The organism is Chryseobacterium sp. ISL-6 (assembly GCF_018613715.1).
In the GTDB taxonomy this organism is placed as follows: domain Bacteria; phylum Bacteroidota; class Bacteroidia; order Flavobacteriales; family Weeksellaceae; genus Chryseobacterium; species Chryseobacterium paludis.
Window position 1 is genome coordinate 204,907 of sequence record NZ_JAGGPT010000007.1, and the last position, 24,678, is coordinate 229,584.

26 protein-coding genes are annotated in these 24,678 nt (G+C 34.2%); 2 read left to right on the forward strand and 24 right to left on the reverse strand.

Annotated features, from left to right (window positions below; genetic code table 11):
• Positions 1-63: 63 nt before the first annotated feature.
• The 6 genes from J7E44_RS16645 to J7E44_RS16670 all read right to left on the reverse strand — a co-directional run bounded on the left by J7E44_RS16645 (position 64) and on the right by J7E44_RS16670 (position 9,573).
• A complete protein-coding gene (locus J7E44_RS16645; RefSeq protein ID WP_214831536.1) occupies positions 64-477 on the reverse strand; it encodes a hypothetical protein in 414 nt (137 codons plus the stop codon).
• Positions 478-591: 114 nt separating this feature from the next.
• Positions 592-2,922 carry a beta-glucosidase BglX gene (gene bglX / locus J7E44_RS16650; RefSeq protein WP_214831537.1) on the reverse strand — a complete coding sequence of 777 codons (2,331 nt, stop codon included), beginning with the start codon at positions 2,920-2,922 and terminating at the stop codon, positions 592-594.
• A 159-nt stretch (positions 2,923-3,081) separates the two neighbouring features.
• On the reverse strand, positions 3,082-3,786 hold the full coding sequence (locus tag J7E44_RS16655) for a carboxylesterase family protein (RefSeq protein WP_214831538.1): 705 nt from the start codon (positions 3,784-3,786) through the stop codon (positions 3,082-3,084).
• Between the two features lie 78 nt (positions 3,787-3,864).
• The gene (locus J7E44_RS16660) at positions 3,865-5,247 is read right to left on the reverse strand and encodes a glucoamylase family protein (protein WP_214831539.1); all 1,383 of its coding nucleotides are present in this window, start codon (positions 5,245-5,247) and stop codon (positions 3,865-3,867) included.
• A gap of 73 nt (positions 5,248-5,320) precedes the next feature.
• Positions 5,321-6,739, reverse strand: a complete 1,419-nt coding sequence (locus tag J7E44_RS16665; RefSeq protein WP_214831540.1) for a RagB/SusD family nutrient uptake outer membrane protein — start codon at positions 6,737-6,739, stop codon at positions 5,321-5,323.
• Between the two features lie 11 nt (positions 6,740-6,750).
• Positions 6,751-9,573, reverse strand: a complete 2,823-nt coding sequence (locus tag J7E44_RS16670; protein ID WP_214831541.1) for a SusC/RagA family TonB-linked outer membrane protein — start codon at positions 9,571-9,573, stop codon at positions 6,751-6,753.
• 376 nt (positions 9,574-9,949) lie between these two features.
• Here J7E44_RS16670 and J7E44_RS16675 point away from each other — a divergent pair, with 376 nt between their 5' ends.
• Entirely contained in the window at positions 9,950-10,627 is a 678-nt protein-coding gene (locus tag J7E44_RS16675) for a DUF4197 family protein (protein ID WP_214831542.1), read from the forward strand.
• A gap of 40 nt (positions 10,628-10,667) precedes the next feature.
• The gene (locus J7E44_RS16680; protein ID WP_214831543.1) at positions 10,668-10,973 is read left to right on the forward strand and encodes a DUF493 family protein; all 306 of its coding nucleotides are present in this window, start codon (positions 10,668-10,670) and stop codon (positions 10,971-10,973) included.
• A 49-nt stretch (positions 10,974-11,022) separates the two neighbouring features.
• Here J7E44_RS16680 and J7E44_RS16685 read toward each other — a convergent pair whose 3' ends face one another.
• The 18 genes from J7E44_RS16685 to J7E44_RS16770 all read right to left on the reverse strand — a co-directional run bounded on the left by J7E44_RS16685 (position 11,023) and on the right by J7E44_RS16770 (position 24,677).
• Positions 11,023-11,373 (reverse strand): ArsC/Spx/MgsR family protein, encoded by a 351-nt coding sequence (locus J7E44_RS16685; RefSeq protein WP_214831544.1) that lies wholly within the window; start codon positions 11,371-11,373, stop codon positions 11,023-11,025.
• A 93-nt stretch (positions 11,374-11,466) separates the two neighbouring features.
• Complete coding sequence (locus tag J7E44_RS16690) at positions 11,467-12,081, reverse strand: deoxynucleoside kinase (protein WP_214831545.1); 615 nt, start codon at positions 12,079-12,081, stop codon at positions 11,467-11,469.
• Positions 12,082-12,124: 43 nt separating this feature from the next.
• Positions 12,125-13,108, reverse strand: coding sequence for a hypothetical protein (locus J7E44_RS16695; RefSeq protein WP_214831546.1), 984 nt, complete (start codon positions 13,106-13,108; stop codon positions 12,125-12,127).
• Between the two features lie 88 nt (positions 13,109-13,196).
• A complete protein-coding gene (locus J7E44_RS16700) occupies positions 13,197-14,222 on the reverse strand; it encodes a glutaminyl-peptide cyclotransferase (RefSeq protein ID WP_353050503.1) in 1,026 nt (341 codons plus the stop codon).
• Between the two features lie 187 nt (positions 14,223-14,409).
• Positions 14,410-15,432: a glutaminyl-peptide cyclotransferase gene (locus J7E44_RS16705; protein ID WP_214831547.1), complete on the reverse strand. Its 1,023-nt coding sequence runs from the start codon at positions 15,430-15,432 to the stop codon at positions 14,410-14,412.
• A 35-nt stretch (positions 15,433-15,467) separates the two neighbouring features.
• On the reverse strand, positions 15,468-15,851 hold the full coding sequence (locus J7E44_RS16710; RefSeq protein WP_214831548.1) for a VOC family protein: 384 nt from the start codon (positions 15,849-15,851) through the stop codon (positions 15,468-15,470).
• A 57-nt stretch (positions 15,852-15,908) separates the two neighbouring features.
• The gene (locus J7E44_RS16715) at positions 15,909-16,337 is read right to left on the reverse strand and encodes an SRPBCC family protein (RefSeq protein WP_214831549.1); all 429 of its coding nucleotides are present in this window, start codon (positions 16,335-16,337) and stop codon (positions 15,909-15,911) included.
• A 27-nt stretch (positions 16,338-16,364) separates the two neighbouring features.
• Positions 16,365-17,978 (reverse strand): Na+/H+ antiporter, encoded by a 1,614-nt coding sequence (locus J7E44_RS16720; protein ID WP_214831550.1) that lies wholly within the window; start codon positions 17,976-17,978, stop codon positions 16,365-16,367.
• Positions 17,979-18,047: 69 nt separating this feature from the next.
• Positions 18,048-19,052, reverse strand: a complete 1,005-nt coding sequence (locus J7E44_RS16725; RefSeq protein WP_214831551.1) for a bestrophin family protein — start codon at positions 19,050-19,052, stop codon at positions 18,048-18,050.
• A gap of 17 nt (positions 19,053-19,069) precedes the next feature.
• Entirely contained in the window at positions 19,070-19,744 is a 675-nt protein-coding gene (locus J7E44_RS16730) for a DUF2490 domain-containing protein (protein ID WP_214831552.1), read from the reverse strand.
• A 25-nt stretch (positions 19,745-19,769) separates the two neighbouring features.
• A complete protein-coding gene (locus tag J7E44_RS16735; RefSeq protein ID WP_214831553.1) occupies positions 19,770-20,195 on the reverse strand; it encodes a nuclear transport factor 2-like protein in 426 nt (141 codons plus the stop codon).
• Positions 20,192-20,542 carry a DoxX family protein gene (locus tag J7E44_RS16740; RefSeq protein WP_214831554.1) on the reverse strand — a complete coding sequence of 117 codons (351 nt, stop codon included), beginning with the start codon at positions 20,540-20,542 and terminating at the stop codon, positions 20,192-20,194. The genes J7E44_RS16735 and J7E44_RS16740 overlap by 4 nt, the downstream gene beginning before the upstream one ends.
• 303 nt (positions 20,543-20,845) lie before the next feature.
• The gene (locus J7E44_RS16745) at positions 20,846-21,295 is read right to left on the reverse strand and encodes a VOC family protein (protein ID WP_214831555.1); all 450 of its coding nucleotides are present in this window, start codon (positions 21,293-21,295) and stop codon (positions 20,846-20,848) included.
• Positions 21,296-21,334: 39 nt separating this feature from the next.
• A complete protein-coding gene (locus J7E44_RS16750) occupies positions 21,335-21,877 on the reverse strand; it encodes an SRPBCC family protein (protein ID WP_214831556.1) in 543 nt (180 codons plus the stop codon).
• Positions 21,878-21,885: 8 nt separating this feature from the next.
• Positions 21,886-22,257 (reverse strand): VOC family protein, encoded by a 372-nt coding sequence (locus tag J7E44_RS16755; protein ID WP_214831557.1) that lies wholly within the window; start codon positions 22,255-22,257, stop codon positions 21,886-21,888.
• Positions 22,258-22,312: 55 nt separating this feature from the next.
• The gene (locus J7E44_RS16760) at positions 22,313-22,783 is read right to left on the reverse strand and encodes a hypothetical protein (RefSeq protein ID WP_214831558.1); all 471 of its coding nucleotides are present in this window, start codon (positions 22,781-22,783) and stop codon (positions 22,313-22,315) included.
• A 100-nt stretch (positions 22,784-22,883) separates the two neighbouring features.
• Positions 22,884-23,339, reverse strand: coding sequence for a DUF1569 domain-containing protein (locus tag J7E44_RS16765; protein ID WP_214831559.1), 456 nt, complete (start codon positions 23,337-23,339; stop codon positions 22,884-22,886).
• Between the two features lie 132 nt (positions 23,340-23,471).
• A complete protein-coding gene (locus tag J7E44_RS16770) occupies positions 23,472-24,677 on the reverse strand; it encodes an ABC transporter permease (protein ID WP_214831560.1) in 1,206 nt (401 codons plus the stop codon).
• Position 24,678 lies beyond the last annotated feature (1 nt).

A 24,678-nucleotide genomic window follows, 5' to 3' on the forward strand; every position in this document is an offset into this window, starting at 1 on the left:
GAAATTCAAATCATTACATATTTTTATAAAAAAAGAAGCCATTCATAAGAATGGCTTCTTTATCTATTGGTAGATTACGACATCATCTTTTTTAATTTGATAGCCTTTTTTCTTGTAGGGAACTAAAACATAACTTTCTTTAATATAGCTTCCGCTTTTCCAGATTTTACCTTTTCCTTCTTTTGTAAGGATGATACTTTTCGCATTTCCATTTGGAATGAAAATCTCAGCTCGTTTCATATCTTTACTAAAAATAACAGCTGTCATTGTGGAGTAACTTTTATCTGAGCTTACTTCATTTAATTTGATTTTCTGTTCGAAAACTCTTACACAATCATTCTTGATTTGTGAATAGGTATAACCTGCAGAACCGATACAGCCATGCACATCTCTGTCACCTCCCAAAACGGGCTTTTTTTGTTGTGCAAAAACTAAAGAACCTAGGAACATCGCGCTGAATAAAATTGTTTTTTTCATATTTTAATTATTAATGTTTTTCATTTGCTAAAAAGTGTGCCAAAAATATGGTATTAGTTAATTTAATTGTAAGATACAAAAAAAGCCATTCAAAATGAATGGCTTATAATAATATTATTTACTCCAATTAATTTTTGAATGTTTTACATCCTCTGAATTGGTTCCGATCATCAAATCAAACTCTCCCGGTTCCCAATCATACTTCAGATCTCCATTGTAGAATTTCAGATTTTCAGGTGTAATATCGAAAGTAACTTTCTTAGACTCTCCTTTTTTCAGGAAAACCTTCTGAAATCCTTTCAATTCTTTTACCGGTCTGGTAATGCTTCCTACCATATCCCTGATATACAACTGTACAACTTCTGCTCCATCATAATTTCCAGCGTTTGTTACCGTAACAGAAGCCTGAACAGTCTGGTTTCCTTTTGGATTGGAATTAGAAACACTAAGATCAGAATAATTGAATTTTGTATAACTCAAACCATAACCAAACGGATATAGAGGGGTATTACACTCGTCCATATAATTGGAACGGAATCTTTGATATTCACATTTATCTACAAGATCCTGACTTAACGGGCGACCTGTATTTTTAGCGTTATAATAAATTGGAACCTGACCGAGACTTCTTGGGAAGGTCATTGGTAATTTCCCTGAAGGGTTTACTTTTCCGAACAGAACATCTGAAATTGCATTTCCTGCTTCTGAACCTGAAAACCAAACATTCAAAATAGCGTCGGGAGTATCTTTCACATTCGTTAGTGCCAAAGGACGTCCCGTGAAAAGAACCATTGCTATTGGCTTTCCAGTTTTCTTTAATTCATTTAGTAAGTCAACCTGAGATTGAGGGATCGTAATTTCAGTTCTTGAAGAAGATTCTCCACTCATTTCAGCAGATTCTCCAATGGCTAAAACAATAACATCAGCTTTATTAGCAACATCTACCGCTTCCTTTAAAAGAACTTCTTTTGAACGCGCATCTCTATCGGTTTTCTTTCCATGCGCTGCATAGATATCTTCTAATTTAGCATTATAATCGATATTTGCTCCTTTAGCAGAAATAAATTTCACTTCTTTTCCAAAATTATCCTGAAGGCCTTTCATTAATGCAACTGACTGATCATGTTTTGCAGCAACACTCCATGTTCCTGCCATATTCAATGAGTTATTTACCAATGGTCCTATTACAGCTACAGTTCCTGATTTTTTCAAAGGAAGAACCTGATTGTCGTTTTTCATCAACACCATCGACTGAGCTGCTGCATTTCTGGCAATGGTGCGGTTTTCAAGATTATAAACCTCTTTTGCTGCTAATTTTGCATCACCATAACGATAAGGATCATCAAACAGTCCCAGATCATATTTAGCTTCAAGAATTCTTTTGGCAGCCATATCTATCTCAGCCTGAGTAATCTTTCCTTCTGATAAAGATTTTTTTAAAGTCGTTAAAAAACCTTCACCTACCATATCCATATCCACTCCAGCTTTTAATGCTAAAGCAGAAACTTGCTGCAGATCTCCCATTCCGTGATCTACCATTTCATTGATTCCTGTATAATCGGTTACTACAAAACCTTTGAAGTTCCAGGTTTTTCTTAAAACATCGGTCTGAAGCCATTTATTTCCGGTTGCAGGAACTCCATCAACTTCATTGAAAGAAGCCATTACCGAAGCTACCCCGGCATCAACAGCAGCTTTATAAGGTGGAAAATATTCATTGAACATTCTCACATGGCTCATATCCACCGTGTTATAATCTCTCCCTGATTCTCCTGCTCCGTATAATGCAAAATGTTTTACACAAGCTAAAATAGTATTTCCAACAGAAAGATCCTTGCCCTGATATCCATAGACCATATTTTTTGCGATCTCACTTCCTAAATAAGGATCTTCTCCTGAACCTTCAGAAACTCTTCCCCATCTTGGTTCCCTGGAGATATCCACCATTGGCGAAAAAGTCCAGTTGATCCCATCAGAAGATGCTTCTCTCGCTGCTACTCTTGCAGATTGCTGAACTAAATTCATATCCCATGAAGCAGCCAATCCTAAAGGAATGGGAAAAGTAGTTTCATAACCGTGGATCACATCCATCCCGAAGATCAATGGAATTTTCAAACGGCTTTTTTCTACAGCCACTTTCTGAACTGCCCGAATTTTATCCGCTCCTTTTATATTGAATAGTCCGCCGACTAAACCTTGTTCTACTTTTTTACCTATATCAGAACTTTGCGCCAGCCCCGTGGTAAAGTCTCCTGAGCTTGGTAAATTAAGCTGTCCTATTTTTTCATCTAAAGTCATTTTTGACAAAAGCTGATCGACAAAAGCTTTTTTCTTCGTCTGATATTGAGCCGTTTGATAGGATTGAACAGGCTTTGTTACCATTTCCTGAGCCGAAAACACCGGTGAAAGTGCTAAAATCGCTATTACAATTAACTTTTTACTCATTTTATCTTCATTTTTTATTGTATTCGTGAATTCTAGATTTCATCAATCTATCTTCTTAAATTATCGTTCTAATTTTATTATTTTACAGTTAAAGGCAGAGACGTATTTTTCTAACAATCTTTACGCTTTTAAGATGAGAGTACTCTTTTACTAAAGCTTTTAATTTCTCTTCTTGGATAACATCCATTCATATAACTTAGGATCTGAATAGGTAGAATCCCAGGAGTTATGATTGTCATTAGGGAAAATAATCAATTCAGCAGTTGGATTTACCGGATGTAGTTTCTGATAAAACCTAAAAGCATTTTCCGGTAAAACGATATCATCCATTCCACCATGAAAAATTTTCATATTAAGATCTTTATACTGATTGATATTTGCTGTCATTATTTGGTCTGTTGGCGCACAGACAGGAACTACCGCAGCAAACATTTCAGGATGTTCCATAGCCAGTTTCAGAGTTCCCCAGCCTCCCAATGAAAGACCTGTAAGGTAAATTCTGGAAGCATCAATTTTATATTTCCTTTGAATCTCTTTAATCAGGTTGTAAATAGTTACTGTATCCCACCAACTGTCAGCCGGACATTGAGGCGCTAAAATAGCCACAGGTTCCTTTATCAGATTTTTATACGTAAAGGGACTGTGGGCTTTTACCATTTCCAGATCAGTCCCCCTTTCTCCGGATCCGTGAAGAAAGACAATCAAAGGAATATTGCCTTTTACTTTTTGAGGATAGTCTAAAATATAAGATACCTTTTCAGCTCTTTTAAATTCTTTATTGAGCTCAGCCTTTATTTCCTGGGCACTCAAATTCAGTGAAAAGGGTAAAAGTAAAAAAAGCAGTTGGTGTAGTTTAAATTTCATATAATATTTCCTATTTTGATTAAAGTCAAATGTATTAATTCATTTTTTTAATAAAAATTTCCATGATGAAAATAACATTTATTTAATCCCATATTTTGTAGATTGGAAGCTTAATTTTTTAAGTCCTTGTTGAATTTCCGGAGCATTCATAAATAATTTCCATAAAAATCCAGTTCTGTAGTTTTCTATCATTGGAGCAATTGTTCCCTGATCTATTGCTAAATATCTTGGTGTAAACCAATTGTTATAATTGATCGATGTTGCATCATAAGGCCCTGCTGATCCTACAAATTCAGGTTTTCGCGTATAGATGAATTTCAAGAAATCCATTGATTCTTTCGGTGAATAAGGAAAACTACTCAATGCGGCTGTTGGAGAAATTATTCCATGATCATTCTGAGGAAAATGAGCATTATACCCTGTACTTCCATCTTCATTTCTGGAATAGCTCGCTGTAAGTCCCCAATAATCTGGACCATATCCTTTCCATTGTTTTGGATTTTCAACACAGTATTTATAGTCGATAAGAACCTGGTTTTTATTTAGATCAAAATAGTTTTTAATCAATTTATCAGACAAACCTCTCGGATCTAATCCGATATATGAATAATGTGCCCAGAACAAAGGTCCACCATATTCTTCCGCATAATTGTGCTTTACGTACATTGGAAGCCCATACTTCGTTTTGTCCGAAAGGAAAGTTCCATTTCTTGTCCATCCTTTATAATAGGTTTCGGCATCAATAGAATAAGTGGGTGATGAAGCAGCTAAGATATAAGTGATCATACACTCGTTATAGCCTTCCAGTGGAAAATTCATTTCCCATTGATACTCCGGTGACCAGTGCCAGTACAATACTTTTTCACCACCTTTGGTATACCAGTTCCATTGAATTCCTTTCCATAACTCATCGCATTTCTTAGCCAGTGCTTTTTCTTCGGCATTTCCGTTTTTAAAGTATTCACGAACCATTAAAATTCCTGAAGTTAAAAACGCTGTTTCTACTAAATCTCCACCATTATCCTTTTTACCGAAAGGAACAGTCTTTCCAGTTTCTCCATTGATCCAATGCGCCCAAGCTCCTTTATAACGATCAGCTTTTGCTAAAAAATCCATCATATTGGAAAGTCTTTTTACCGCTTCTTTTCGTGGAACAAAACCCCTTTCCACTCCGACTAATATAGTAGCTAAACCAAATCCTGATCCACCTGTAGTCACTACATGTTTATCATGATCCGGGTAGATATCGTCTTCATGGTAGCGCTCCCTTCCCAACATAGAATGTGGTTCTGCATACTCCCAAAAATACTTTAAAGCATCTTTCTGAACTTTATCCATCAGCTGCTCATCCGTAATATTACTTTTTACTGCTTCTTTTTTAACAAGTTCTTTATTCTGAACCTGAGCATTACAGGAAAAAAATGATGCAACTGCAAGAATAGAAATAATTCCTAACTTCATAAAATATACATTTTCATAGGATTAATTAAAAAAATAGCCAAAGTCACCTTTGGCTATTTTATATAATAATAGATTAATAACCTGGATTTTGAGTAAAGGCTCCATGGCTTTGATCCATTGCATCTAAAGGGATAGGAAATACTTCATTTTTCCCTGCTTTAAATCCATAAGGTGCTAAAACTGTAGCAGCCTGTCCTGTTCTCACTAAGTCAACAAATCGGTCTCCTTCTAATGCCAGCTCTACTCTTCTTTCATGCCAGATCGCCGTTCTTAATGCAACCTGACCTGATGCAGTAGTTCCTGGTAAAGAAGCTCTTGTTCTTACCTTATTAAGATTTGTAGTTGCCGTAGCGGTATTACCCAACTCATTCGCTGCTTCTGCGTTGATCAATAGTATTTCAGCAAATCTTAATATTCTGATATTCTGAATAGATCCGTACCCACAAGCATTATTGTTTAAAGCTTTAGGAACATATACTTTTTGATTGTAGGTTGTAACTGATAATGGATCTCCCATAGCAATTAAATCTCCTTCCGGTGTCGTTTCACCATTTCTAAGTATCGTCAGTTCTTTTCTAATATCACCTGCTTCAAAGGCATTTTCAAGTGCATTGGAAGGTGTAAAAAAGCCCCATCCAAATTGATCTCTAACCCCTTGAACTTCTGCATATTGACTTCCGCCGTACTGAGATGAACAACCACAATTTACTTCAAACACAGATTCTTTACCAAACTCACCTGCAGGCCTGAATAAATGGTTAAAATCCGGGTCCAGGTCATAACCCATAGCAATTACCTGGTTAGAAGTTTCATATGCTTTTTGCCAGTCTTTTTTATAAAGATAGACCTTAGAAAGCAATCCTAATGCAGCTCCTTTAGTTACTCTTCCAAGATCTGAAGCAGGATACGTTTGAGGAAGAACTTCTGCCGCCGCAGTAAGATCAGAAATAATAAAATTATAAACTTCTTCTACCGAATTTCTTGGTTTCTCATATACAGTCTCCACTTTATCATATATTGGTACACCCCCATAAATTCTAACTAAATTAAAATAGAAATATGCTCTTAACATTTTAGCTTCAGCAATCAATCTATTTTTTAAAGTAGTGTCCATTGGTATTGCAGGGACATTCGTGATTACCTGATTTGTTCTGTTCACTGCCTGCCATTGTCCGATCCAATATCCTCTTACACCTTCATCACTCACTGTATAGGTAAAATTATCATATACATTAATGAAAGATGAATCTCCAGGATTAGAACCTTTTAATACATCATCTGCCGGAACTCCGAAAACAAACTGATAAGGAAAAGCAGAATTTTCCCAGCTTCTTAGAAAACTGTAAATAGCACTGGTTGCTTGTAAAGCATCATCTTGAGTCTTAAAAAATGATGACGCATCATTTACACCTTCCTGTTTTATGTCTAGATAATCGTCTTTACAGCTTATAACAAGTGAAAATAAAGCGATTGATAAAAATATCTTTTTCATAATGTTTCTTATTAAAATGTTAGGTTCATACCAATGGTATAGATTGCCGAAATTGGATAGATATTATTATCAATACCCATTTGTACTCTATCGGTATTTAAGATTTCCGGTGAAAAACCATGATATTTGAAACTTGTCCAAGGGTTTTGAGCGCTTACATACAATCTTAGCTTAGTAATAGACATCGAATTTGTAAATGTTTTTGGTAAATTATATCCCACCTGAATATTTCTAATTCTGATATAGCTTCCATCTTCTACGTAAAAACTATTGGGTAATATAATAGACTGATCATTGGTGGCCATAGGATAATCATTGGATGTTCCGGCACCATGCCATCTGTTATTATAAAAATCTAGATCCCAACTTTCATTTCCATATCGTTGTTCTCTATTGAAATTGTATATTTTATTTCCAAATACACCTTGGAAATCAATGGCAAAATCAAAATCATAAACATTCATATTAACACCAAATCCATAAGTTCCTTTAGGAATAGGGCTTCCGAGGAAAGTTTTGTCCCTTGCATCAATAACTCCGTTTCCATCGATGTCAGCAAACTTAAATCCACCTGCTTTTGCTCCATTTTGCGTAGCCCATGCATCTGCTTCTGCCTGACTTTGGAAAATACCCTCTACCTGGTAACCATAATAAGAACCAACGGCCTGTCCTTCTTGTAGTCTGATAATAGAATTTCCATATAAACTAGCTCCTGTTTGTAAGTAAGATCCATTGAAAACAGAAGTAATCTCATTCTTTAAGGTGGTAATGTTACCATAGACACCAATTTTTATATTATCATTGATCTTAGTATCATAGTTTACAGAAGCCTCGAAACCTCTGTTATTAAAAGAATAAGCATTCGTAATATAGTTATTCCAGTTAGCAGCTCCTGAAACTGTTCCCTGAACAATACCATAAACAACGTCTTTGGTATCTTTATCAAAATAGGTAGCATCAATTTTCAACTTATTATTAAATAGTGCCATTTCTAATCCTAGATCTCTACCCGTTGTGGTTTCCCAACCAATATTCGGATCTATAATTTGATCTATGGTTTGTGCTGGTGAACCATTATTTCCATAATATGCCCCTCCATTAATAATTGATGTATTAAGTGTGTAAGCTCTTTGCACATCTGGATTTCCTAATTTACCCCAGCTCGCTCTTAGTTTTAAAAGATTAAAAACATTCTGCTCACTCATAAAGCTTTCTTTGGAAATAACCCATCCTGCGCTAACAGCTGGAAATACACGGTATCTGTCGTTGCTGGAATATTTGGAGGTTCCATCTCTACGAATAGAAGCATTCAATAAATATTTACCACCATAATCATAGTTTAACCTTCCAAAAAAGGACTCTATTCTATCTTGATATGGGATTACATTACGGTCACCTTTATCGTAAGTTGTCATTACAATATCAGTTCCATCCGCAATATTCAAAGAATTGTTATTTCCATTATATCTAACATTAAGTGCATCAGCATATGCCTGAGCATAAGAGCTTCTGGTCCTGGAAAAACCTGCGAGTACTTCTACATTATGCTTTCCAAAACTTCTTTTCCAACTTAATGTATTATCCCAGATATAATTTCTCGTTCTAGAATCTCTTGTTATTAGTTTTGGTGGCTTTTGATCCGCTGTAGGAACATAATTAAATGTAGGAGTATATTCGTACTTATTCGAATTAATATTATCAGAACTATAACTAATTCTAAAAGTAAAGTCTTTTAAAAATTTATATTCTCCCCAGATATTATTCAGTAATCTTTCTTCTCTAGTTTGAGATCTGTATAAATCTAATTTTGCTCTTGAATTTGGAATTTTAGCCAGGGTAAAATACTGATAGTCTCCTGTACTAGGATTAATTGGAGCATAGACAGGTGGCGAAGAATAAGCATCTAGCAACGTATTCTGAGCCTGATCAGTACGCATTTTTGAAAAAGTAAAGTTATTTCCAATAGTAATGTTATCCGTAACTTTATAAGTAAGATTAACTTTCGAGTTAAATCTGTTAAAACCACTTCCTGAATTGATTCCCTGTCCAGCATTTAAATTACCTTCATCCTGCAAGTAACCTGTACTCAAGTAGTAATTCAATTTTCCTAAATTTCCGGATGCAGAAATATCGTTAGAATTAATAATACTGGTTCTGAAAATTTCTTTAAACCAATCAGTATCCGCAGGATAATTAGATCTGTTTAAGAATACCGGATCTTTCACATTTTCATTGATCAATTTTTCATTGTACAATTCGATATACTGATCAGCGTTAACCATTTTAGGAATATTGGTTACCGTCTTAATTCCTAAATAAGAATTAAAATTAAAGACAGGTTTCTTACCTCTACCACTTTTAGTTTTAATAATAACCGCACCATTTGATGCTCTTGCTCCGTAGATCGCTAAACTTGATGGATCTTTTAACACACTCATTGATTCAATATCCTGGGGACTCAAAAATGAGATATCATCTGTAATCATTCCATCAACAATAAAAACAGTTTTACCTGTTAAAGAACTAATCCCTCTGATATCTACTCTAGGAGATCCTCCTGGCGCTCCAGAATTCAAAATCTGAACTCCGGATAATTTCCCCTGAATAGAACTTATAGGGTTAGCATTCGGTTTATCGGCAAGATCTTTTGCCGTCACAAGCCCTATACTTCCCGTAATATTTTCTTTCTTCTGGGATCCATATCCAATCATAACCACCTCTTCGATCTTCTGTTCTTTAGTAACAGTATCCTTAGGCGTCACCTGCGCATTGACGTTCATACCGAAGTATAACACAGCAATGAGTGATGAATACTTTAAATCACTTTGTTTCATATAGTTCAATTTTATTTCGTACAATCAAATTTCGAGACCGGTTTTTAAACCTTCAACCTGTCTTTAATTAAATAAATATTGTATTTCTCAAAAAAAGACATTAACCAAAATTAGAAAAATATATGAAACATTGTTAACATATCATAAAAATTCTATAATTAGTGTGATACACCATACAGCATATGTGAAAACTTCATTTTTTAACGAATTATTTTTAAAAATCAAATTGGTTTTCAATTAAATTTACAATGATAAATACAGGGTTTTATCAAAATAACTCCCCAAATCGCTATCATAAATTTAATATTTTGTTAAACAGATTTTCCTGTTTACCTTTGGCTCAATATTTGAAAATTACAACCATTAATAAAAATCAATGAAAAAATACATTTTAGCAATAGCTTTAATAGCAGGAACTGCAACTGTCATTACGACCTCTTTACAGTCTTGCAATAGTCTTGCAACAACTGACTTGGGCTTATCTATCATCAAAAGGTTATTATTGAACGGAATCGATAAAGGAATGAACGTTTATGGTAATAAAGATGCTTTCCTACAAAATAATATGGTTGATAAAGCGTTACCTAAAGAATTGAGAGATATCAATACTATGCTGGAGAAAGTAGCTCCTTCATTGGTTGCAAAAGAAAGAGAATATGTTGCTGAGGCAGCTTCTTATACGGTGAATATTTCAAAACCCATCCTGCAAAATGCAGTCAATAGTTTGAATGCCCAAGATGTAACCAGAATTATTCAAGGTGAAAAGGGTACGGCAACTTTGATTTTAAAAGAAAAGACTTCTCAACAACTGGTAGCAGCTATTGCTCCAAAAGTGGATGAAAAATTAAATCAATATGGTATCGTTAAGACCATTAATACCGCTTTGGCAGGAAGTAATTTTTTAGGGAATCTCTTAGGTGGAAATAACAACACTGTAAATGCGGGCGGACTGAGTAAATTAGCCTCTGAACAACTGGTTAACGGTTTATTTAATATCATTGAAGATTACGAAGTACAGAACTCTAAAGCTCTATTGGGACCTCTTGGAAAATAGAAAAAATTTCGTTAAATTTATATATAATTAAAATTGATAGATGGACATACTTCAAGGAAATCAACACGCAAATCCTGAAGAATTTTATAATTCTTTAAAGGAAAAATTAGAGGGTCATCATGACTTTCCGGAAGATTATTTATTTAAATTTATAATTCCTACAGATCAGGCAAAGCTTACAGAAATATATAGAGTTTTTGATGGCATCAAATTTACACTTGGTAATAGAGAAAGTAAAAATGGAAAATATACAGCTTGTAATATCAATGCTTTTGTATTGGATGCTGATCAGGTCGTAAAAATTTATAAAGAAGTTGGAAGGATAGAAGGAGTAATTCTATTGTAAAAATAAAAAGTCAGCATAAAGCTGACTTTTATTGTATATTGTATTTTGATTATTTTTCTATAAAGAACTTCACATTTTCAATCGGTCTTCCTAGCATGGCTACTGAACCTTTTATTAAAATAGGCCTTTGTATTAAAGAAGGATTTTGAGATAAAATTTCTAACCATTCGTCTTCCGAATAATTTTTACTCGCAAATTTTTCCTGATACAATTTTTCGGTCTTTCTGATCAAATGGAACACACTTTGATTCAATTTCTTCAAAACCGTTTTTAATTCTAAAATACTTAGCGGGTCTTCCACCATATTGATGATCTCAAACGGCACTCCATTCTCATCCAAATACTCTAAAACAGCATTTGACTTTGAACAACTTCCATTATGTAAAACCTTAACTAACATATTTAATTATATTAAAAAATTAAACTTGTACTATAACAAATTTAGTAAGAAATCAAGTTACAAAAATCTTAACGGATAATAAATAATTGTTAATTAAAACAATCCATTCAGTTCCGCTTCAATTTTTTCCAGGATAAAACCAAAGTCTTCAGGTTTTTCCACGAAATCTAAATCATCAACTTCAATAACCAACAGTTTCCCTTCCGTATAATTGGAAATCCATTTTTCATACTTCTGATTTAATTTTGAAAGATATTCAATACTGATCGAAGCTTCATATTCCCGTCCTCTTTTGTAGATCTTTTTAACCAGATTGGGTACATCAGACTTCAGATAGATTAATAGATCCGGAGCTGAAACAAAAGATTTCATGAGATTAAAAACAGCCTGATAATTGGTAAAATCCCTATCAGAAAGCAAATTCATATCATTTAAGTTTTCTGCAAAAATATGTGCATCTTCATAAATGGTACGATCCTGAATAATATTCTTTCCACTTTCTCTTATCTCCTTTACCTGGCGGAATCTGCTTCCTAAAAAGTAGATCTGTAAAGCAAAACTCCATTTGCTCATATCCGCATAAAAATCTTCCAAATATGGATTATGGTCTACATCTTCAAATTGTGCATCCCATCCGTAATGCTTAGAAAGCATGGTCGTTAATGTAGTTTTACCTGCTCCAATGTTTCCTGTAACTGCAATGTGCATATTCTATTTTCCCTTATGTTTTATTGATACCATGAAAAAACAACTAAATACCAACTGTCTGAATTTCCTTAGAATCTTCAATAAGCTTCTTCAAAGTATCGTCTGCAGCTTTTTCTACAGTTTGATCTTTAATAAACTTATCCTGAACTTTTTCTAATGATTTATCCTCAGATTCAGCGGGTTTCTCCGGCAATTTCTGGATGGCTTCTTCAGTCTTTTTGGATTCAGGTTCAGGATCGGCCTGCTGTTTAGCTTCTTTAATTTTTTCGAGGTTGTAAAGATAAAGGTTGTTCGCTTTGATTGCAAAATAAGAAAGCGTGTTTTTATCCACAATCTGCGCATCAGGATCTTCAAAAATCTTCACCAAACCTTTTTCAGGAACATACTTAAGAATTGTTGTCTTGGTCATCATTAAAATATATTCATTTTCTCTTCTAAAGCGTTTTCCATTTTCTAGAGGAATTTCAACCAGCTTTTCAAATTTCAAACTGTAAACCCGGAAGTGCTTTCTTGTAAGAATATAAACCTTATTTTCATAGACCAAAAGATCTACCAGATCATCAAAACTGGCATCAAAAGGATAAGAATTGATTGTTGTATCGTTTCTGAAATTATATTGAATAAGACGTTTTGAACTTTCATCCAACAACCATATCTGCTGAAGATCTTCTGCGTAAGCTATTTTTATGAAAGTAAATTTTTGTTTAAAATCTACTTTTTGGATTTCATTAAGGTTCTGATCTACAAATTTCAGTTCCTGTGCATTTTCCGAAAACAAAGGTACAGTTAATGGATTTTGAACCCCTTGAATTTTAAAGGGTACAGTAAGCATCATTTTCCCGATCTGTTTTCCTAAAGAATCATATTTTGTTAAACTAAAGTCTTTATTTTTATAGATATAGAGGTTTCCATAATCGTCAGCAAAGAGGTCTTTTGCTTCCTTTAATTTTAAAGTATCTAATGCCACGGCTTTCTGCGCAGAAAATGAGCAGAAAATGAAAGCAAATATGAATGGTAATAATTTCAAAGTTCTTTTACTAATTATAGTGCTTCAGAGAAGCTCTACCAATTTACATACTTTATTCTATTTAAGTTAAAATTGCCTGTCATTTAATTTATCTAATAGCAATTTCATAAATCTTATTCCAGTTTTTTCCTGTCACTAACATATTTTCTCCTTTAAAGGCAATTCCATTCAAAACGTGCTCACTGTTATTTTGAGTATTTTCTGTGGTAATTTTTGTGAAATCAAATTTTCCTACCACTTCGCCATTTAAAGGATTAATTTTTAAAATGATAGGCTTATGCCAAATGTTTGAATAAATGAATCCATTATGGTATTCTAATTCATTAAGCTGCTCATAAACCTCAGCATTACCCGCTACAGGAATTGTTTTCAAAACCTTTGAAGGATCATTTACATCTAAAAAATAGAGGTTTTTTGAGCCGTCGGTTGCAATAAGATCTTTTCCGTCGTATGTTAATCCCCAACCCTCACCAATTACACTTGGTAGTGGAAATTCAGAAAGAAGTTTAAGGGTGTTTTTATCATACACGAAACCTTTTCTGTTTTGATAGGTTAGCTGAAATATTTTATCTTCTGCAATGGCGCAACCTTCAGAAAAAATATCATTGGGTTGTTTGGTTAAAGTAATAGGTGTCATTTCACCTAATGTATATTTTAGAATTTTCGAGGTATTTTTAAGTCCCGCACTCTCATAAACGGTACTCCCTTCCAGAGTAAACCCTTCAATAAAATTATTCGGATCGTGTGGGTATTCTGCTTTGATTTCATAGGAAATTTGCTTCTCAGGATTCTTTGCAAACACATTGATCGTAGCATCCTGATTTAATGTTTCTCCTTCCTTTGTTTTAATGATGAAACTCACCTCATTATCTCCTAAAGTGAAAAACTTAGGATCTATTGTTAAATTTGAAGTTTCATGATCTCCAAAACTTATCGCAATACTTTCTGCATTATCTGAAACATCTTTAGGGATCTCCAGCTTATCACCAAAATGATAGCCCCTTTGCTCCATCGAATTATTATAATCGCTTAAAGTATCCAGGATCTTTTTGTTTTTATTACAAGATGTTAACAATAAGATTGACGCAAAAGTTGCAGCTAGCTTTAATTTCACTGAATTTCTAATATTTTCTCAAAAATAGGAAAATTTATCACTTGGTCAACTAATTTCATTGACCCATCCTATAATTTTAAGAATATACATTAGCTTATTTCACTCTTTTATAATAGCTATCTATCTCATCAAAATAGCGCCCCAAAAGAGCGCTATTTCGATTTTATGTAAACAAAATTACTTTTGATTATTTAATTGCAACTTCATAAATCTTCGACCAGTTCTTTCCTGTCACCAACATATTTTCACCTTTAAAAGCGATGCCATTTAGTACATCATCACTTCCTTTGGTATTCTGCTTGGCGATATCTGTAAAATCAAATGTACCAACAACTTCTCCATTGGCAGGATTAATTTTTAAAACAATTGGCTTTTGCCAAACATTCGCATAAATAAATCCATTATAATATTCCAATTCATTCAACTGATCATAAGCCTGAGCACTCCCTGCCACAGCAATATATCTTACTAATTTTGAAGGATCTTTAGGATCAAGGAAATACAATAATTTACTTCCATCAGAAGCGATAAGGTTTTTTCCATCATACGTCAGTCCCCATCCTTCTCCTAATACATTAGGATATGCAAATTCCGACAGAAGCTTTAAAGAGCTTTTATCATAGATATATCCTTTTTTGCTCTGCCAGGTCAATTGATATACTTTATCACCAACAATAGTACTTCCTTCAGAAAAATCTTCCTGTGCCTGTTTTGTTGATGCAAGAGGAGTTGTGGTTCCCAATGTATATTTTAGAATTTGTGAAGACCCGTTCTGCCCATCGCTCTCATAAATTGTGTTGCCTTCTACCTGAAACCCCTGAACGAAATTGGCCGGATTATGTGGATATTCTGCAACAATCTGATAAGAGATCTTTTTCTCAGGATTCTTAGCAAAAACATTGATCGTTGCATCCTGATTCAAAGTTTCACCTCCTTTAGTTTTGATATTGAAGGTTACCGCATTATCTCCTAATGTGAAAAATTTAGGATCAATCACTAAATTCGAAGTTTCTTTATCTCCAAAACTAATGGTAATACTTTCAGCATTATCTGCAACATCTTTAGGAATCTCAAGTTTATCACCAAAATGATATCCTTTGCTTTCCATTGAATTGTTATAATCAGTTAAACTATTCAATATCTTCTTATCATTGTTACAAGACACCAACATTAAAATCGCTGCAAAACCAGCTATTATATTTTTTTTCATTGAATTTCCAAATATTTCACCAAAAATAGCAAATTTTATTCCGTTGTACTAATTTCATCAACAGCTTGACCGAATTGTAATATATATCCATTGTTGTCATAAATGGCAAATTCACGCATATCCCAGTCGAAGGTTTCAATTTCGTAACAAACTTCCGTTTTATCTTTTAATTCTTCCCAAAGATCATCTACATGGTCTACATTAAAGTAAAATGAACCTGTAAAACCTATTCCATTAAACTTCTCATGGTCATTAGGTTTTGAAAGCATAAGCTCTACATCATCTTTACGAATCGTTGCCCATTCCCATTCATCATTTCTTCCTACCAACGTAAAACTTAAAGTGTGAATGTAAAAACCGATGGTTTCATCCAGGTTTTGTGTCCAGAGTATAGGACGTAAAGAATTATATTTTATCATAACTTTTAATTTATAAGTAAAACGCAAAGACACTCATTTGCGTCTTTGCGTTTTTTATTATTTATCTTCTAGATACAATTTCAGACTTTGTCCGATAATGGCATTCCATCCTTCTGTAAAACTTTCCCGAGAAAACCCTTCACCCAATTCTTTGAAATGATCGATATCATCGTGAGTGAGCTTAACTATTGTGTCTTTTCCGTCAGGCTGAAGTTCCCATGTAACAATGGTCTCTGCATCGGAAAATTCAGGATAAGACCAGGTATGCTTTAATTTTTCATTGGCCGTAAAATCTAAAACATTACCTTGATGATGGTACTTTTTAGCTTCTCCCGGTTCATAGAAATTAAATTGCTTTCCGGTTTCCAATTCAAAATCTGATATATCAAAATACCACGATTTCATTTTCTCTTTATCAGTTAGTGCTTCCCAAACCTCATCAACGGGTGCTTCTACTTTGTATTGAACAATAATTGGAGTACTCATTTCTACTTTTTTTATTTTATTTAAAATTTATCCGTGGGTAAATCCTGTAATTTTAGCTTCATCAAAATCAAGCTGCATTTCGATCGTCCGCATCACGTGATCATCAAATATCTTCTCCCGTTTCATACGATGAAGCTCATTTCTCTGTGCCTGGATCACCTGTCTCAAAACATCTTTATTCTCGTTCATTGCTGAAACATAGTCTCCGGTAGAAGCCATACACTGGGCTTTATCTGCCATCATCATCATTTCATTTTCCAATTTATGTTTTTGATGACGTACCAGGCTATTTTTTTCTGCTAATTCTGAGAAATCAGTATCTAATTTATGCAAAGCTGTTTCTTTTAGCTTTCTCATTAAAATGACTTCCTGTTTTTCTTCAGGTATTTCACTTCCGGCATCACTTATTTTTAATAATTTTAAAATAGGAGACAACAATAATCCCTGCCCCACCAAAGTAATTAAAATAATAACAAAAGTTACGAATAAAATAATATTACGATGTGGAAAGGCATCTCCATTGGGTAAAAATGCAGGTATAGATAATGCCGCAGCCAACGATACCACTCCTCTCATTGCCGCAAAACTAATGATAAAAGGCTCCCGCCAGTCTGGCTTTGGAACTTTTAATCTGAGTTCTTTTGAACAAAGTCTCGGGAAATACATTAAGGCATAACTATATGCAATTCTTGTCAGAATAATGGCACCACCAATTACTATACTATAAAAAATACCCTCCGAAATAGTATACTCTTTCATGGCAGCAATAACAATAGGCAGTTCAAGGCCTATTAAAATAAAAATGATCGTATTCATCAAAAAGATCAAAACACTCCACACATTTCCCGACTGAATTCTTGAGGTATGGCTTAAATAACAATGTGAATTATATGACATCAGTAATCCACCTGCAACTACTGATAACACTCCCGAAAAATGAAAATGTTCTGCTCCCACATACATAATGTAAGGAACAATAAGCGTAATAATAGTATCAATATTAGAATTGGAAGGTATAATACGAAGTAAGGCTCCAAACAGAAAACCTACGGCAATTCCAATAGCAATCCCACCAATAGCCATAATAAAGAAATCCTGAACAGCATCTCTGAAAATAAACTGTCCTGAGATCACAGCCGCTAAAGCAAATTTAAAGACAATTAAACTCGATGCATCATTAATCAAACTTTCTCCTTCCAGAATACTGGTGATCTTCTTGGGAATTTTCATATTTCTTAAAACTGAGGTTGCAGCAACTGCATCAGGTGGAGAATTCACACCCCCTAATAAAAATCCCATTGCTACAGTAAGTCCAGGAATAATAGATGATGAAAGATATGCCACCACTATTGAGGTGAGAAATACCAGTCCAAAAGCCATCGAGAAGATCTGCTTCCGCCATTTATGAAAATCCTGCCAGGAGGTAAACCAGGCTGCTTCAAATAAAATAGGTGGCAGAAAAATAAGGAAAACCAAATCCGGTTCTATTTCAATGTGAGGCATTCCTGGAATAAAGCTTATCAGTAACCCTGCTATTACAAGGAAAATTGGATAGGCTACTTTCAGTTTTTGCCCGATCATTACTAATATCATCACAGACAACAAAACTGCGATTGATATTATGACGTAATTGTGAATCATTTATTTATGATTTATTAATGTTAATATTATATTGGAATCTAAATAAATTTTTTGCATCATATGTGTATTCTAAAGGACAATATTGTTCTTAGGCGTAATTGCTGACGGAAGATCAGACTCATCCAGCATATCTCTCATATCAATCTCTATTGTCCGACTGATCTGTGTAATGGGAACATCATTCGGGCTTCCTTCAAAAGGGTTTACAGAAGCTTCTCCTACACTATCTAGGGTATGGAAACACCAGGTCACCAATAATGAGAATGGAATATTAAACCATATGGTAAAACCTTCCAATAAAGTCCCCTCACCCAGTTTATCGAATTCTTTCAACAATCCAAAAGGAACAAAAACAATGAACAATAATAAAAGATAGGTAGTGATAGAAGAAAAATTCCGTGGATAAGGGAAATTTTTAATTCTTTCCGCTTTTCCCTGATCATCTGTAAACTTTATCAATTGCTGATTGATCTGCGTCCATTGGAAATCATTAATTTTTCCATTGGCATAGGCTTCCGTTAACTCTCTGCTTTGCATCGCTGTTAATTGTGTCGCTCTGTTTTTTTTGCTCAGGATATACTGAAGTTCATCATCAGAAAGATAATTTCTCAATTCATCATCAAGTTTGGAAAGTCTTTCAGGAATATCATACTTTTTTGAATACTCATCAAATTGTACCGTATTCATATTCTCCCATGCTCTGGGTTCTCTAAGCTGAAAGCGAAGTGCCGTTAACCATGCATAATGACGTAAGAACATTTCTTTTACTTTAGCGGGATCTTTTTCTGAAAGAGAATCTCTTAAAATATATCCAAAACTTCGGCTATTGTTAATGATTGAACCATAGATCTGTCTTGCTTCCCAAAGCCTGCTATAACTGGCATTATTTTTAAAACCTACTATAAACGCCACTGCAGTTCCCATAATTGCAATGGGCTGCCATGGGAATGAAACAAATTTCCAACCGCAATAATATAACGTTGTAGGAATAGCTGCTAAAATGGCCAGAACATAAATACTCCTTCTTGTCCATATTGCAAATTCGAGTGCTCCAAATCTTTTTCCTGAATGCATAAGTGTTTTTTATTGTTTTATTTTTTGTTAAATGGAATATTGTTATAAAATCCAATCTGAATCTGGCCTCTGTTTTTATTTTCCTGGAGCTGATTCATATAACCGGCTTCAATTCTCAAATTTTTATTAATCACATATCCTAAAGCTCCATATACCCTATTCCGATCAAATACCGGACTGTTGAAGTGTAGGAAAACTTCATTATAAACGGAAGCATAAAAGGTCTTTGGCAGCATTTCTTTGTTATTGATCGGAATATTAAGGCCCAGAAAATACCGGAATCTCATTCTGAAATCATCTTCCAGAAAACGTTCTTCCAAACGATAACGATGTTGAAGATAGATCCTTCCAAACTGCTGTTTCGTGATAAACTGTTGGAAAATCCGGTGTTCAATATTTTCTTTCTTCTCTCCATTTACATAAGGCTGACTTAAAATAAAGCCATATCCCAGTAAAACATTATTATTGTTTTCTGAAAGATCATAGCCAATCCCTGTACGGACTAACAGCTGTTCCAGATCTCCAACTGCATCGAAATTACGATACTGAATTTCATTATGCCAATTCCATTTCTTATTAATTTTATTGTTTCCAAAATACATATACCAAGCTCCCAGGTTATTTTTCTGAGCAAACGAAAATGTGGTTGCTAAAATAAAAATAACCAAAGCCAATGACCTTACAATCTCCATACTGATCTTCTGCGTTTATTCTTTATTAATTTGCCTGACCAATTTCCAGGGTGTCAAACTTCCCCTCATTATTTAAATTAAACTTAAAAAAGGTTTTAAAATCACCCCAGCTTTCTGTGTGAAACTGTCCGTAAATAGCTTTACCATCATTTTCAATCTTATCGATGGATGTAAATTTTTCATGACCACAGGCATCTTTCACAAATTTCTTAAAATCTCTTGGGTTTCCATCATCATATAATTTTGAATCTGTAGTGAAGAAAGAAGTAAAAGCTTCTGCATCACCACTCTGCCATGCTTCAAAAGCTTTCTTTACCGTTTCATTTAGTTTTGTTGTATCCATATTACTTTTTACGTTTTGTTGGGTTTGAATTAATTTTTTATCATCATTTTTCTGAGCACACGCTGAACACATTGAAAATATGATCAGCAGATAAGGGATCTTTTTCATGAAAATTTAAATGGATAATTTAAGTAAATAATAACAAGATTCAAAGCAATGAAGGGAAGTTCTATTAATGCGCCCTTGATATCTCCATGAAATAATTCTAGACACATGATTAATAATATTGTTCCGGCCATCAAAAAATTCCCCCAAACAAAGGTCTGTGGAATTAGTATCATTACTGCACTCATTAGGGTAATTGCCCCTAAAATCATAATTGCAGTATTATTCATTCCTAATTTTCCAAGCATTTGCAACATTTCCGGCTTTCCTGAAACCATTGCTAAACCTTGTTTAAAACCCATGTACACTGCAATAAGAATCAATGCAATGGTTAGTATTTTTAAAATCATTTTGTATGTGTTTTTTGTAAGTTAATAAAATCTATGGAAAGTTATCTGCCCTGTCAGAATTTCTTTCTTATTAAGCTCATTTTTTACTTTCCGGTACTCGGCTTTGATTTCATCGATTGTAAATTTCATCATTTGTTTAATTGTGTTGTTTAAAATAAGAATTCCAGATTAATTGAATTTTCAAAACTGAACCCTCTTTTTCAAATTTAAAAAAAAATGGAATGCAAATGTATAATAAAATGAAAACCGGCGGGATATCCCGTCGGTTATTTTTAACTATATTTCGTATCTAAAATATGAATATTAAGGATGAGCCTGTGTCTTTGCAGGATCATCATAGTTCACCATCCAGTTGATCCCGAATTTATCTGTAAACATTCCAAAATAGGCTCCCCAGAAAGTATCTGCCAGCGCCATTGTTACCTGCCCACCATCAGAAAGTCCGTTGAACAATTTTGTTGCTTCCTCTTTTGATTCCGTATTAATAGAAATTGAAATATTATTTCCAGGGATTAATTGAGAAGCCCAGTCTTTACCTGTATCACTTCCCATTAATATTGTTTCTTTAGAAATCGGAAGAGAAACGTGCATAATTTTATCTTTGTCTTCCTCAGGAGTTTCCTTTCCTTCCATTGGAGGCATTTCCCCAAAAGTTCCGATATAAGGATATTCTCCACCAAAAACAGATTTGTAAAAATCAAATGCTTCCCTACAGTTTCCATTGAATGTTAAATAAACGTTTACTGTTGCCATAAATATTTTTTAAAGTTTAGTTAGTTTAATTGTGTACGTTTAAGGTTTTTCTGAAATTTCTTTTAACATCGAAAGCCCTTTCTCATAATCTTTTCCTATGGAACCATCTACATTCATAAATAATTTCATGATGGTAAAAGGAAATGGAATCTGAGAAGTGAACCCCCACGTTACTTTGCTACCCTTTCCCTCAGCAATTACTTTAACATAAGTATCGGCTTCACTTTCATAAGGCGTCATAAACTTAATTGAAGTATCTATTCTTTTATTAGCAACATCTATTTTTTTTATTTCCTGACAACCTTCACCTGCTTTTTTGTTTTTGCTGCTCCAACACATTTTTTCACCAGGTTTCCCCATTATTCCCGTCCAGTCTTTTTTCATTCCCTGATCCAGTCTGTTCCATGGACTCCATTGATCCATTGCTTTCAGAGTATTGGTATTCTGCCATACTTTTTCAACCGGTGCATTTATGGTAATTGATTTTTCATATTTAAAATCACCTGAAATTAAAGCTGCCGCAACCAACCACAAAATAAGTATTGCAGCCAATACAAGCATGATCCATTTTAAAATTTTCATATCCTTTTCTATCTATGCTGATCAATTAAAATCATATTACCATCCGGGTCTTTAAGAAAGATATGTTCCGGACCTGAAGTTGTTTCATCAGCATCTTTATCCAATTGGATATTGTTTGCTTTCAAATGCTTCTGAATATCCCGTACATCATCAAAAGACTCAAGATTCTGGGCATTCTCATCCCATCCGGGATTGAAAGTAAGCATATTTCCATCAAACATAGCCTGAAATAGCCCAATCAAAGTACTTCCGTTTTTCATGATCAGGTAATTCTGTTCCATATTTCCACCCATAGAACTGAAACCTAATTTTTCATAAAAATCTTTAGACTTCTGAAGGTCTTTTACACTTAAGCTAATTGAAAATACGCCTAATTTCATATTCTATTTATTTAAAAAATAATTTAATGCTAAACAAAGAAAGCCTCAATACATACTATTGATTTGTCAAACTGGTTTTGAAGTCTAAGGTTCCATCATAACTTTTCCAGTCACCTATAAACTCAATATATTGTCCTTCGATCTTCTCATTGGTTTTATTCCACTTAAAAGTATAGATAAATTTACCTTTAAAAAGACCGGAATGCTTTCCTTTGTTTTCTTCTGCTAATTCATATTCACCGTACACACTTCCTTTCTTCTTGGTATCTTTATATTTAGTGATTTTCAGTTTACCTTCATATTTTGTGTAGGTCTTATCCACGAGAGAATACCCGGAAACAAAATATTCCTGATCATTTTTTTTATCCTGTTCAGAAATATTGATCTTAAGTTTCATAACTTGTTTATCATTTCCAATGGTTCCTGTATAGGCTTTGCTGTTATTAAGCCAAACATTAGAAATATTAGGCATCTGAGCAAAGACAAAATTGGAAATGAGAATAAGGAGTAATAAAAGTTTTTTCATTTTGTTTGTGGTTTATGTAAATATTACCTTGGCAATATCAATGATAAGGTTGAACTTAAACTAGTGCGGGAAATAGTTTTATTAGTTCTTCTGTTTAGAGTTACACTCCAAATTGAGATAAATGGTGGTTTAAGTGTTTTGCAAACATATTACTCCACTCGTGGGATTTTAGTTTACCAAAAGAGAAAGACTCCTTTCCATCGAAAGCTTCTGCTCCCAATTGTTGTGTCTTTTGAATAAATCCTATTAATCTCTTTTTTTCTTCTTCAAAATCTCTTCTTCCAACGACCATAAATTGTGGTGCTGTAGGGGAATCTCTGGGATAGGCCTTTTCGCTAACCACTTTAGGTTTTACAAAATTTTTCAATATGAATTTTGCGATAGTTCCCGGCTTTTTATGCTTTTCAGGTTCATACACCATTTCATAAGAAACGCAACAGTGAGCCAACATCTGATCCACCATCATTTTCCCCCAAATACCGTGGGTATCTTCAATAAGATTATTTATTCTATTGATATAATTCTGAGCAACTTGTGCTTCAAATACGTTTTCCATTATCTCTTTAATTGTTCTAAAAACAAAGATATTAGTTTTTTCTGATGAATTTATATCCTTTTTTAAAAACCGTAAAAACACGGGAGAGATTTGAGGCAGGAGCTTCGGGATGCGGGCTTTGTTTGTTCGAAATTATCCTATTTCATCGAAAGGATCTTCTTCCTTCGGATTCTCAGGTTTTACATATCTGAATATCAGCCATAGTTTGATCTTAAGAGCGATCCACCCGATAAAAGCATAAATAACTAAAAGAATACCTAAATGTCTCAGATATGGAAAAGTAAGTTCTACTGAACCTTTTTGTATCAATAAAATTTTGAAAGCCTGTAAGAAAGGCGTTAAAGGAATAATATTCGCAATGAATTGTACGAATGCAGGCATCGCATTCAACGGCCAGGTAAACCCACTGATAATAAACGCAGGAGAAGCAATAACCATTAAAATCTGAGTTGCTTTCAGGGCATCCGGAATTAAAATGCTGATAAAAACACCCAGAAAAGATGCTGATCCAACAAAAACAGCTGTAAGCACAATGAAGTTAAAAATTCCCTGTGGCATGGGGACTTTGAAGATCATGTGCATGAAATAGTACATTCCCACGATAAGAATGGAAAAGATCCAGACAGGAATTACTTTGATCAGCATGGTTGGGAATGCCCATTTTCTCATTCCATAATATTCTTTAACAAAAGAGCCACCCTGAAATTCTGCAGCAAAACTTACAGCCATTGCCAATAGAATTACCTGTTGCAGAACTACAGCCAACATAGCCGGCCACATGAAAATAAGGTAGTTACTGGTTGTATTAAAGAGCGTAATATAATTTGTTTTAAAAGGCTCAAATTGGGTAGCAGCACGTGTTGCAGGCATTCCCGCTTTTTGAAGTGCTTTCATAGAAGCTCCTGCTGAGAAAGTTCCGATGGTAAGCTGAAGTGCTTTTGTAGCAAAATTAGCCGTCAGCACATTTCCCGTATTGATATAGACATTTACTTCGGGATACTTCTTCTGAAGCATTCCGGCTTCGAATTTTGATGGAATGATCACTACTGCTGCAGCTTCATATCTGATCACCTCATCTTTTATACTTAGCGGTTCCTGAATATATTTAAGTACTCTGATGCCTTTATTATCCTGCAGCATTTCCACCAGCTGATTGGATAAAGGGGTATTATCCCTGTCAATCACAATCACCGGTGTATGTTCTACCTTTCCGCTTTTATACACGAACCCTAACAACGTGGCATAGAATAGTGGAGCCAGAAAGAATACGGTTCTCAGGGTTGAGTTTTTAATAAACATTTTAAACTCACGCTTTAAAAGACGGAAAAATTCTTTCATC